Below are 11,381 nucleotides of genomic sequence, written 5' to 3'. Positions count from 1 at the left end.
TCAGGGGGAAAGGGCCATGGACAGCGACCGGACGCGGGACGCGCGCGGCACGCATGCGAATCCGGTGCCGCGTCCGGCGGTGCCGCCGGAGGGCGCCGCCCTGCCGCCCATGCCCCCGGTTCCGCCGGGCGCGCCGCCGCGACCGGACGGCTCGGCCTTCCTCGCCTGGCTGCGGGCGTCCAGGCCACAGGCGGCGCCGGGCGTGTGGCGGTTCGGGCACCGGCCGCGGCCCGAGCAGGAACCCGAGCTGATCCCCGCCCGGCAGCTGCTGAGCGGCGCGCTGATCGCGTTCCTGGTGGGCTGGCTGGTGTGGTCCCTGCTGTGGAACGGCTACCTCGGCGGCTGGTGGGTGCTGCCGCTCGAGCTGTTCACCCCGGACTCCTGGCGCCAGGGCAACAGCCGCGTCGGCAACGCCGTCCTCTGGTACTCGTACTACACGCTCATCGCCGTCGTCATCATGCTCGTCGTCGGCCGGCTCGGCCGCTGGGGCGAGGTCTGGCGGCGCTTCGGCCCGCCCGCCTGGCGTCCGGCCGCGCCCGCCGCCGAACCGCCTCCCGCACCCGAGCAGGACCCCGCCGAGTGGCCCCAGCTGCGTGCCTCCGGCGCGCACGAGGCCGCGGCCCGGCTGGCCGCCGACGCGCGGGCCGGACTGATGCGGGACGTCGACCACGCCCGGATCAGCCGGGCCTGGCAGGGCGTGCGGTCCGGCGCGCACAGCCTCGCCGCCTTCACCGGCGCCGTGCTGAAGGACGGCGCCGCCGCCTGCCCGCACCCCTCCGGCGAGCGCGACCTGCCCGCCCGGCAGGCCCGGCACGACCTGCTCACCGGCCAGGTGCGGCTCGGCACCACCGCCGACGACCCGCGCAACCCCTACCACTACCGGGGCGCCGGTCTCGCCCTCGGCCCCGAGCTGCTCGGCACCTCCCTGCTCGCCGTCGGCCCGGCCGGTTCCGGCAAGACCGGCTCCGTGATCCGGCCGCTCGCCGAGTCGCTGTGCCTGCACGCGCTCGCCGGACAGGCCGCGCTCGTCGTCGTCGGCGCGGCGGGCTCCGGGCTCGGGCCGGCCGAGGCCTACGACGTCGTCGTGCGGGTCGGGCACCCCGACTCCGTCTACGACCTCGACCTCTACGGCGGCACCACCGACCCCGACGAGGCCGCCGCCATACTCGCCGAGGCACTCGTCGGCGACCTCGCCGACCCGCACCCCGGCAGCGACAGCCGCCGCTCCACCACCGTCCTCGCCCAGCTCCTCGGCCCCTTCCGGGCCGTCCACGGCCGCTTCCCCTCCGTCCCCGAGCTGCGCCAGCTCCTCGACGGCACCCCCGGCCCGCTGGCCGCCCTGCGCAAGGCGCTCACCGACACCGGGCACGCCTCGCTGCTGCGCGAACTGGACGCCCGCGAGCGGCAGATGGCCCACCCGGGCGACGTCGGCACGGTGCTCGCCGACCGGGTCGCACTGCTCGACCGGCCCGCCTTCGCCGCCTTCTTCGACACCTCCGGGCAGTCCCGGCCGTTCTCGCTGAAGGCCCTGGACCACCCGGTGCGGGTCCGCATCGACCTGCCGCAGCGCGGCCACGCCGACGCCTCCCGGATCCTGGCCCGGCTGGTGCTCGCCCAGTTCACGGCCGGCGTGACGGCGCGGGAGGACCGGTCGCTCTTCGCCTGCCTGCTGCTGGACGACGCCTCCAGCGTGGTCACTCCCGAGGCGGTCCGCGGCATCCAGCGGCTGCGGTCGGCGGGCGCGGGCGCCGTGCTGACGCTGCGCACCCTGGACGACGTGCCCCGGCCGCTGCGCGGCCCGCTGCTCGGCTCCACCGGGTGCCGGATGGCGCTGTCCGGGCTCACCCCCTGGGACGGGCAGGACTTCGCCGAGGTGTGGGGCAAGGAGTGGACCGAGACCCGGGACGTCACCGACCGGCAGATCATCGCCGAGACACCGGCCGGCAAGGCCGTGCACATGCTGCGCCGGGTCATCACCGGGCAGGCGCCCACGGCCCGGGCCGTCACCGTCCGCCAGGTGGAGCGCGAGCGCTGGTCCGCCTCCGAGCTGGCACACGGGGTGCCGCCCGGGCACGCGGTGCTGTCGCTGACCACCGTGCGGGGTGAGCACGCGCCGCCGCTGCTGGTGGACCTGCGGGGCTGAGGAAGGGCCGAACGGCCATCGGCGGACCGTACGGTGCGGCAGAATCGGCATAGGCTGTTCGTACGCGGCGGCCAAATGATCCCGATCCGGCCGTCACCCGGACCCCCGTCCGGCCGGTTCACCACGACCTGAAGGCCCCATGCCCCCGACGCTCGCCTCGCTCGTCCACCACTCCGCGCTCAAGCTGACCGTGCGCGCGGGCGAGGACCGCCTCGACGTGCCCGTCAAGTGGGCGCACGTGAGCGAGCTGGCCGACCCCGTGCCCTACATGGAGGGCGGCGAGCTGCTGCTGATCACCGCGCTCAAGCTGGACGCGGAGGATCCGCAGGCCATGCGGCGGTACGTGCGGCGGCTGGCCGGGGCGGGAGTCGTCGGGCTCGGCTTCGCGGTCGGCGTCAACTACGCGGAGATCCCCGAGGCACTCGTCGCCGCCGCCGAGGAGGAGGGGCTGCCGCTGCTGGAGGTGCCGCGCCGCACCCCCTTCCTCGCCATCAGCAAGGCCGTCTCCGCCGCGATCGCCGCCGACCAGTACCGGGCCGTCACCGCGGGCTTCGCCGCCCAGCGCGAGCTGACCCGGCAGGCGCTGAACGCCGGCCCCGAGGGACTGCTCGGCGCGCTCGCCGCGCAGATCGACGGCTGGGCGGCGCTGTACGACGCCTCGGGCGCCGTCGTCGCCGCGGCGCCCGAATGGGCCGGCCGGCGCGCCGCCCGGCTCACCGCCGAGGTGGAGCGGCTGCGGGAACGGCCCGCTCCGGCGTCCTCGGTGGTGGGCGGACCGGAGAACGAGGACCGGGTGGAGCTGCACTCCCTGGGGACGGGGAAGCGCCCGCGGGACGCGCTCGCCGTGGGCACGGCGGCCGCCCTGGGCACCGCCGAGCGCTACGCCCTGCACTCCGCGATCGCCCTGCTCACCCTCACCACCGAACGCTCCCGCTCGCTGCACGCGGCCGAACAGCGGATCGGCGCCGCGGTGCTGCGCATGCTGCTCGCCGGCGAACCCGACCACGCCCGGGCGGTCGCCGGGGACCTGTACGGCGGGCTGCTCGACGCGCCGTTCCGGATGGTCGTCGCCGAGTCGGTGTCCGGCGGCGACCCGCTGGGCGCGCTCGCGGAGACCGTCGAGGCCGCGGCGGCGCGCTCGGGTGAGGCGGTGCTCGTGGTGCCGGAGGGGGAGCGGCTGGTGGTGCTGGTCGCCGACGGGGGTGCGGCGGCGAGCGCGTGCACCGGGTACGCGTCGGCTCTGGAGAGCGCGCGGGCCGGGTCCGAGCAGGGGGCGGCGGAGGAGGACGACCTGGTCGTCGGCCTCTCGGCGCCGGCCGGCCCGATAGCCGCGGCCGCCGCCTACAAGCAGGCGGAGCAGGCGCTCTCGGTGGCGCGGCGGCGCGGCCGGGTGCTCGTCGGGCACGACCAGCTCGCCGCGGGTTCGGTGCTGCCACTGCTGGCCGACGACGCGGTGAAGGCCTTCGCCGACGGGCTGCTGCGGCCCCTGTACGAGCACGACGCCACCGGCCGCGGGGACCTGGTCGCCTCGCTGCGCGCCTGGCTCTCCCGGCACGGCCAGTGGGACGCGGCCGCCGCGGACCTGGGCGTCCACCGGCACACCCTGCGGTACCGGATGCGGCGCGTCGAGGAGATCCTGGGCCGCAGCCTCGACGATCCCGACGTCCGCATGGAACTGTGGCTGGCCCTGAAGACGACGTCCACCGAGTAGCGGAGAGCGGCGGCCGCACCCCACCGTGCCAAACCGGCGCACCCGGGACCCCGACTGCTACGACTCGGACAAGCGCCCGCCGCCCGCGCCCGCCCTACCGTTGACCTCGAACCGAACGCACACCCACAACGCGGAAGGGCCGGGACGACTCACATGACTTCCACCCACGCCTTCTGGCTCGCCGGCCGCCAGGCCACCGGCGAGGACACCTTCGACGTCACGTCCCCGTGGGACGGCCGTCTCGTCGGCAAGGTCAGCGTGCCGACCGAGGCCCAGGTCGAGGAGGCCGTGGCCGCCGCGTACGCCGTCCTCGAGGACTTCGCCGCCACCCCGGCCCACGTGCGCGCCGCCGCCCTCGACCACGTCAGCAGGCGTCTGGCCGAGCGCACCGAGGAGATCGCCCAGCTCATCTCCGCCGAGAACGGCAAGCCGGTCAAGTGGGCCCGGGGCGAGGTCGGCCGTGCCGTCTCCGTCTTCCGGTTCGCCGCCGAGGAGGCCCGCCGCTTCAACGGCGGCGAGGCCCAGCGGCTGGACACCGACGCCGGCGGCCAGGGCCGGCTGGCGCTGACCCGCCGCTTCCCGAAGGGCGTCGTCCTCGGCATCGCGCCGTTCAACTTCCCGCTGAACCTGTGCGCGCACAAGATCGCCCCGGCCATCGCCGCCGGCGCCCCGATCATCCTCAAGCCCGCACCGGCCACCCCGCTGTCCGGCCTCATCCTCGGCGACCTGCTCGCCGAGACCGAGCTGCCCGCCGGCTCCTGGTCGATCCTCCCGGTCTCCAACGACCGCATGCCCGCCCTGGTCCAGGACGAGCGCCTGCCGGTGATCTCCTTCACCGGTTCGGAGAAGGTCGGCTACGCGATCATGGACTCGGTGCCGCGCAAGCACTGCACCCTGGAGCTCGGCGGCAACGGGGCGGCCGTCGTGCTCGGCGACTTCGCGAGCGACGAGGACCTGGACTGGGCCGCGACCCGTATCGCGACCTTCTCCAACTACCAGGGCGGCCAGTCCTGCATCTCCGTGCAGCGGGTCATCGCGGACGCCGCCGTGTACGACCGCCTGCTGCCGCGCATCGTCGCCGCCGTCGAGGCCCAGGTCACCGGTGACCCGAGCGACGCCAAGACGGATGTCGGCCCGCTGGTCAGCGAGGACGCCGCCAAGCGCGTCGAGTCCTGGGTCGACGAGGCCGTCGCCGCCGGGGCGAAGCTGCTCACGGGCGGCGAGCGCGACGGCGCCTCCTACGCGCCGACCGTCCTCGCCGAGGTGCCCGCCGACACCACCCTCGCCTGCGAGGAGGTCTTCGGACCGGTCCTCACCGTGCGGAAGGTGGACGGCGAGGCCGAGGCCTTCGCCGCCGTCAACGACTCCAAGTACGGCCTCCAGGCGGGTGTGTTCACGCACGACCTGCAGGTCGCCTTCCGCGCCCACCGCGCCCTCGAGGTCGGCGGCGTCGTGATCGGCGACGTGCCGTCCTACCGCGCCGACCAGATGCCGTACGGCGGCGCCAAGCAGTCCGGCGTGGGCCGCGAGGGTGTGCGATTCGCGATGGACGACTACACATACGAGCGCGTGCTGGTCCTCACCGGGCTCGCGCTCTGACCTGACACCAGCAGGTCACCGAGACGGCCGGAGCCCACTGTGCGGGGGCTCCGGCCGTCTCGTTCCTCCGGGCCGTCCCTCAGCCGGAGAAGCCCGCGTGCGCGAGGCATAGCGGTCCGCGCAGGCGGAGGCGGACGTCGTGCAATCCCTCGGCGGGGAACGGCGCGTCAGCGGTGACGTAGGTGCACTCGTCGGCCGTAGCGACGGCGAGGGTGAGCACGGCGAGCGGCGGGCCGCCGCCCAGGTCCACGTCCATCAGGATCATCGCGTCGGCGAGCCCGCTGCCGGTGACCCGGCGCACCGCGACGGGACCCTCCTCGCCCGTGAGCAGCAGAACGTCGTACCCGTGGGCGCGGGCCGTGGTGGCCCCCGCGAGGGTGTCCATAGGCTGTCGAAGCGCTTCGACGGCAATTCCCGGAGGCGGGATGTGCCGGGCGAAACCGGTACAGCGCGCCGTCACCCGCCTTGCGCGGCCATTCCACCTGAACGGCGCGCGAGGGGTGGTGGGGTCGGCCCGTTTCGGGTACCAACGATCCAGTAGCACCGGTCGGTAACGAACGACCGTCAATGATCCCTCTTCGCGGCGAGGTGAGCCTCAATGTCCGCCCCCACCACCCAACGCACGAACGTCAGCGAACGCGAGGCCCGGCAGGTGGCGGAGGCCGCCCGGGAACAGGACTGGCACAAGCCGAGTTTCGCCAAGGAGCTGTTCCTCGGGCGCTTCCGGCTCGACCTCATCCACCCCCATCCGCTGCCCGACGACGAGTCCGTCCGGCGCGGCGAGGAGTTCCTGGCGAAACTGCGCGCGTTCTGCGAGTCGTCGGTCGACTCCGCCCGCATCGAACGCGAGGCCCGCATTCCCGACGAGGTCATCACGGGCCTGAAGGAACTCGGCGCCCTCGGCATGAAGATCGACCCGAAGTACGGCGGTCTCGGCCTGACCCAGCTCTACTACAACAAGGCGCTGGCCCTGGCCGGCTCCGCCAGTCCCGCCGTCGGCGCCCTGCTCTCCGCCCACCAGTCGATCGGCGTGCCGCAGCCGCTGAAGATCTTCGGCACCCAGGAGCAGAAGGACGCCTTCCTGCCCCGCTGCGCCCGCACCGACATCTCGGCCTTCCTGCTCACCGAGCCGGACGTCGGCTCCGACCCGGCGCGCCTTGCCACCACGGCCGTGCCCGACGGCGACGACTACGTCCTCGACGGGGTCAAGCTGTGGACCACCAACGGCGTCGTCGCCGACCTGCTCGTCGTCATGGCCCGGGTGCCGAAGTCCGAGGGCCACAAGGGCGGCATCACCGCCTTCGTGGTGGAGGCCACCGCCGAGGGCATCACCGTGGAGAACCGCAACGCCTTCATGGGGCTGCGGGGCATCGAGAACGGCGTCACCCGCTTCCACCAGGTCCGGGTCCCCGCCGCCAACCGCATCGGCCCGGAGGGCGCGGGTCTGAAGATCGCGCTCACCACCCTCAACACCGGCCGGCTGTCGCTGCCCGCGATGTGCGCCGGAGCCGGCAAGTGGTGCCTGAAGATCGCCCGGGAGTGGGCGGCGGAGCGCGAGCAGTGGGGCAAGCCGGTCGCGCTGCACGAGGCCGTCGGCTCCAAGATCAGCTTCATCGCGGCCACCACCTTCGCCCTGGAGGCGGTGCTCGACCTGTCCTCGCAGATGGCCGACGAGGACCGCAACGACATCCGCATCGAGGCCGCCCTCGCCAAGCTGTACGGCTCCGAGATGGCCTGGCTGATGGCCGACGAACTGGTCCAGATCCGCGGCGGCCGCGGCTACGAGACCGCCGAGTCCCTCAGGGCGCGCGGCGAGCGGGCCGTGCCCGCCGAGCAGATGCTGCGCGATCTGCGCATCAACCGCATCTTCGAGGGCTCCACGGAGATCATGCACCTCCTGATCGCCCGCGAGGCCGTCGACGCCCACCTCTCGGTCGCCGGCGACCTCATCGACCCCGAAAAGACCCTCTCGGACAAGGCGAAAGCGGGCGCGAACGCGGGCGTCTTCTACGCCAAGTGGCTGCCGAAGCTGGTCGCCGGCCCGGGACAGCTGCCGTCCTCGTACGGCGAGTTCAAGCGCGAGGTCGACCTCTCCGGCCACCTGCGCTACGTCGAGCGGCACGCCCGCAAGCTCGCCCGCTCCACCTTCTACGCCATGTCCCGCTGGCAGGGCCGGATGGAGACCAAGCAGGGCTTCCTCGGCCGGATCGTGGACATCGGCGCCGAACTCTTCGCGATGAGCGCGGCCTGCGTCCGTGCCGAGCGGCTGCGCGTCGACGGCGAACACGGCCGCGAGGCCTACCAGCTCGCCGACGCCTTCTGCCGCCAGTCCCGCATCCGGGTCGAGGAACTCTTCGGCCGGCTGTGGGCCAACACCGACGACCTCGACCGCAAGGTGGTCAAGGGAGTCCTCGGCGGCGCCTACACCTGGCTCGAGGAGGGCGTCATCGACCCGTCCGGGGACGGCCCGTGGATCGCCGACGCGACCCCCGGACCGTCCGCACGGTCCAACGAACGGCGCCCCTTCGGCGCCTGACCATCCCGTCCCGGACCGGGGCGCCCGGGCTCAGACGCCCCAGGTGCCCTGGTTCGAGGCGCAGTTCCAGCCCGTGCCCTTCAAAGTGAACTTCACCTTGTAGGAACGGGTGTTGAGCAGATGCGTGGGCACCTTCACCCCGAGGCTGGTCTTCTTCTTGAGCGTCGAGGTGTACACGGCCACCGTCTTGGTCGTGTTCTTCGTGACCTTGCCGTTCTTCGCCTTGGCGGTGCCGAAGCGGATGTTGCGGACGTTCGTGACGGTGAAGGTGACCTTCTGGAAGCTCTTGGTGGTGCTCTTGTTCTTGATCCCGAAGTACAGGCCGCCGTTGGTCACCCAGCCGTGCGAGTCGACGTAGAAGCGGCTCGGGTAGACCAGGTCGACCGGGCAGCCGGTGCTCGTCGCCGTCGCGGCCGAGGCCACCCCGGCGAAGCCGAGCTGAGCTGCGGTGACGACCCCCGCCGCGGCCAGGACGGTCGCGGTCGTGCGCATGCGGTTCATCGTGAAGTCTCTCCTCCCCCTGTGAGCCATTCGGACTTGGCTCCAGCGGGCAGAATGCCATGACCGAGCGCCGCACGCCCGGGAATTCACCCGGTCCGGCGGTACTCGCCGCCGTGCCGTTGACGCCCGGCCGCGGACGATCCTCACGTCGGACCCATATCAGGAGAGATGGGGACGATCACCCCGTCCGGCGGCGAAAACGGTGACACGGCCCTACACGGGGGACGCCCTGTCCGGACGGCCGCGGCTTGCGGCGACAATGGGGGGATGACCGACAGTCCCGCCAGCCCCGCGCCCCTCGCCGACCCGCACCTCGTGTACGACCCGCTCGCGGGAGACGGCCCGAAGGACGTGGTGATCCTCGGCTCCACGGGGTCCATCGGAACCCAGGCCATCGACCTCGTGCTGCGCCATCCCGACCGCTTCCGGGTCACCGCCCTCTCCGCGAACGGCGCCCGGCCGGCCCTGCTCGCCGAGCAGGCGCACCGCCTGCGGGCGCGGACCGTCGCGGTGGCCCGAAAGGACGCGGTGCCGGCCCTGCGCGAGGCGCTGACCGGGCTCTACGGCGCCGCGGAGCCGCTGCCCGAGATCCTCGCCGGACCGGACGCGGCCACCCAGGTCGCCGCCTCCGACTGCCACACCGTGCTGAACGGCATCACCGGGTCCATCGGCCTCGCGCCGACCCTGGCCGCCCTGGAGGCGGGCCGCACCCTCGCGCTCGCCAACAAGGAGTCGCTGATCGTCGGCGGTCCGCTGGTCAAGGCGCTCGCCAAGCCGGGGCAGATCATCCCGGTCGACTCCGAGCACGCCGCGCTCTTCCAGGCGCTCGCCTCCGGCACCCGCGCCGACGTGCGCAAGCTCGTCGTCACCGCCTCCGGCGGCCCCTTCCGCGGCCGCACCAAGGCCGAGCTGGCGAACGTCACCGTGGAGGACGCCCTCGCGCACCCCACCTGGGCGATGGGCCCGGTGATCACGATCAACTCGGCGACCCTCGTCAACAAGGGCCTGGAAGTCATCGAGGCGCACCTGCTCTACGACATTCCCTTCGACCGCATTGAGGTCGTCGTGCATCCGCAGTCGTATGTCCACTCGATGGTCGAGTTCACCGACGGATCCACGATCGCCCAGGCGACGCCCCCCGACATGCGCGGGCCGATCGCCATCGGTCTGGGCTGGCCCGAACGCGTCCCGGACGCGGCGCCCGCCTTCGACTGGAGCAAGGCCTCCACATGGGAGTTCTTCCCGCTCGACGACGAGGCCTTCCCCTCGGTGAACCTCGCCCGGCACGTGGGGCGGCTCGCGGGCACCGCGCCGGCGGTGTTCAATGCCGCCAACGAGGAATGCGTCGAGGCCTTCCGCAACGGCGCACTGCCCTTCAACGGCATCATGGAGACCGTCACGCGGGTGGTGGAGGAGCACGGCACCCCGGCCACGGGAACTCCGCTCACCGTGTCGGACGTCCTCGAAGCGGAGACCTGGGCGCGGGCCCGGGCCCGCGAACTGACAGACCGGACCGCGGAGGCGCGTGCATGACGACCTTGATGTTCATCCTCGGCATAGTGGTCTTCGCGGTCGGCCTGCTCGTCTCCATCGCGTGGCACGAGCTGGGGCACCTGTCCACGGCCAAGCTCTTCGGCATCCGCGTCCCGCAGTACATGGTCGGATTCGGCCCGACCATCTGGTCGCGCCGGAAGGGCGAGACCGAGTACGGCATCAAGGCCGTGCCGCTCGGCGGCTACATCCGCATGATCGGCATGTTCCCGCCCGACGACGCCGGCCGGGTCTCCGCCCGCTCCACCTCCCCGTGGCGCGGCATGATCGAGGACGCCCGGTCCGCCGCCTTCGAGGAGCTGAAGGAGGGCGACGAGACGCGCATGTTCTACACGCGCAAGCCGTGGAAGCGCGTCATCGTCATGTTCGCGGGCCCGTTCATGAACCTGGTGCTCGCGGTCGCGCTGTTCCTCACCGTGCTGATGGGCTTCGGCATCCAGCAGCAGACCACCACCGTCGCCTCCGTCTCGCCCTGCGTCATCGCGCAGAGCGAGAACCGCGACACCTGCAAGAAGTCCGACCCCGCCTCCCCGGCGGCGGCCGCCGGCATGAAGAACGGCGACCGCATCGTCTCCTTCGCCGGCACGCCGACCAGGGACTGGAACACGCTGTCCGACCTCATCCGGGACAGCGCGGGCAAGGACGTCGCGATCGTCGTCGACCGCAAGGGCCAGGAGCTGACCCTGCACGCGAAGATCGCCACGAACCAGGTCGCCAAGAAGGACTCCAGCGGTACCTACGTCCAGGGGAAGTACGTCAAGGCGGGCTTCCTCGGCTTCAGCTCGGCCACCGGCGTGGTCAAGCAGGACTTCGGCCAGTCCGTGACCTGGATGACCGACCGGGTGGGCGACGCCGTCGACTCGCTCATCGCCCTGCCCGGCAAGATCCCGGCCCTGTGGGACGCGGCCTTCGGCGACGGCCCGCGCGAACCGGACTCCCCGATGGGCATCGTCGGCGCGGCCCGGGTCACCGGCGAGATCGCCACGCTGGACATCCCGGCCTCGCAGCAGCTCGCCATGGCCGTGTTCGTGGTCGCCGGGTTCAACCTCTCCCTGTTCCTGTTCAACATGCTCCCGCTGCTCCCGCTCGACGGCGGGCACATCGCGGGCGCCCTGTGGGAGTCGCTGCGGCGCAACGTGGCCCGGGTGCTGCGGCGCCCGGACCCGGGCCCCTTCGACGTGGCGAAGCTGATGCCGGTGGCGTACGTGGTGGCGGGCGTCTTCGTCTGCTTCACGGTCCTCGTGCTGATCGCCGACGTCGTCAACCCGGTGAAAATCTCCTAGCCGCCGGATGGCGGAAGGCGGCCCGGAACACCGTGTTCCGGGCCGCCTTCCCATGAG

Annotated in this window: 7 protein-coding genes and 1 pseudogene; 6 read left to right on the top strand and 2 right to left on the bottom strand. The window is 72.9% G+C overall.

The genetic code is table 11. The features are described 5' to 3' along the window. Positions 1–16: 16 nt before the first annotated feature. From ACFYU0_RS28445 to ACFYU0_RS28435, 3 genes are all read left to right on the top strand, one after another. Positions 17–2,143: an ATP-binding protein gene (locus ACFYU0_RS28445; protein ID WP_389304855.1), complete on the top strand. Its 2,127-nt coding sequence runs from the start codon at positions 17–19 to the stop codon at positions 2,141–2,143. Positions 2,144–2,282: 139 nt separating this feature from the next. Continuing rightward, a complete protein-coding gene (locus tag ACFYU0_RS28440) occupies positions 2,283–3,854 on the top strand; it encodes a PucR family transcriptional regulator (protein WP_351664235.1) in 1,572 nt (523 codons plus the stop codon). Positions 3,855–4,007: 153 nt separating this feature from the next. Next, positions 4,008–5,453 (top strand): aldehyde dehydrogenase family protein, encoded by a 1,446-nt coding sequence (locus ACFYU0_RS28435; protein ID WP_389304853.1) that lies wholly within the window; start codon positions 4,008–4,010, stop codon positions 5,451–5,453. 240 nt (positions 5,454–5,693) lie between these two features. Here ACFYU0_RS28435 and ACFYU0_RS28430 read toward each other — a convergent pair. Next, positions 5,694–5,829 (bottom strand): annotated as a pseudogene (locus ACFYU0_RS28430) (LacI family transcriptional regulator); the annotation flags it as partial. Positions 5,830–6,051: 222 nt separating this feature from the next. Here ACFYU0_RS28430 and ACFYU0_RS28425 point away from each other — a divergent pair. Continuing rightward, positions 6,052–7,989, top strand: coding sequence for an acyl-CoA dehydrogenase family protein (locus ACFYU0_RS28425; protein WP_389304851.1), 1,938 nt, complete (start codon positions 6,052–6,054; stop codon positions 7,987–7,989). Positions 7,990–8,019: 30 nt separating this feature from the next. On the opposite strand, the gene ACFYU0_RS28420 is transcribed toward ACFYU0_RS28425, so the two are convergent. Beyond that, positions 8,020–8,481 carry a hypothetical protein gene (locus ACFYU0_RS28420; RefSeq protein ID WP_351664232.1) on the bottom strand — a complete coding sequence of 154 codons (462 nt, stop codon included), beginning with the start codon at positions 8,479–8,481 and terminating at the stop codon, positions 8,020–8,022. A 276-nt stretch (positions 8,482–8,757) separates the two neighbouring features. Here ACFYU0_RS28420 and dxr point away from each other — a divergent pair, with 276 nt between their 5' ends. Together dxr and ACFYU0_RS28410 are read left to right on the top strand one after the other, a co-directional pair. Further along, positions 8,758–10,023, top strand: coding sequence for a 1-deoxy-D-xylulose-5-phosphate reductoisomerase (gene dxr / locus ACFYU0_RS28415; RefSeq protein WP_389304849.1), 1,266 nt, complete (start codon positions 8,758–8,760; stop codon positions 10,021–10,023). Next, positions 10,020–11,324 carry a site-2 protease family protein gene (locus tag ACFYU0_RS28410; protein ID WP_351664230.1) on the top strand — a complete coding sequence of 435 codons (1,305 nt, stop codon included), beginning with the start codon at positions 10,020–10,022 and terminating at the stop codon, positions 11,322–11,324. Before dxr ends, ACFYU0_RS28410 begins: the two co-directional genes overlap by 4 nt. Positions 11,325–11,381 lie beyond the last annotated feature (57 nt).

Source organism: Streptomyces sp. NPDC003720 (assembly GCF_042875075.1).
Classification (GTDB): Bacteria; Actinomycetota; Actinomycetes; order Streptomycetales; family Streptomycetaceae; genus Streptomyces.
This window is presented reverse-complemented; position numbering and strand designations above follow the sequence as displayed.

What these genes read in the sequence shown, in the direction of transcription:
- ACFYU0_RS28445 (WP_389304855.1), top strand. Translation starts at nt 17, where the DNA reads ATGGACAGCGACCGGACGCGGGACGCGCGCGGCACGCATGCGAATCCG.
- ACFYU0_RS28440 (WP_351664235.1), top strand. Translation starts at nt 2,283, where the DNA reads ATGCCCCCGACGCTCGCCTCGCTCGTCCACCACTCCGCGCTCAAGCTG.
- ACFYU0_RS28435 (WP_389304853.1), top strand. Translation starts at nt 4,008, where the DNA reads ATGACTTCCACCCACGCCTTCTGGCTCGCCGGCCGCCAGGCCACCGGC.
- ACFYU0_RS28425 (WP_389304851.1), top strand. Translation starts at nt 6,052, where the DNA reads ATGTCCGCCCCCACCACCCAACGCACGAACGTCAGCGAACGCGAGGCC.
- ACFYU0_RS28420 (WP_351664232.1), bottom strand. Translation starts at nt 8,481, where the DNA reads ATGCGCACGACCGCGACCGTCCTGGCCGCGGCGGGGGTCGTCACCGCA.
- dxr (WP_389304849.1), top strand. Translation starts at nt 8,758, where the DNA reads ATGACCGACAGTCCCGCCAGCCCCGCGCCCCTCGCCGACCCGCACCTC.
- ACFYU0_RS28410 (WP_351664230.1), top strand. Translation starts at nt 10,020, where the DNA reads ATGACGACCTTGATGTTCATCCTCGGCATAGTGGTCTTCGCGGTCGGC.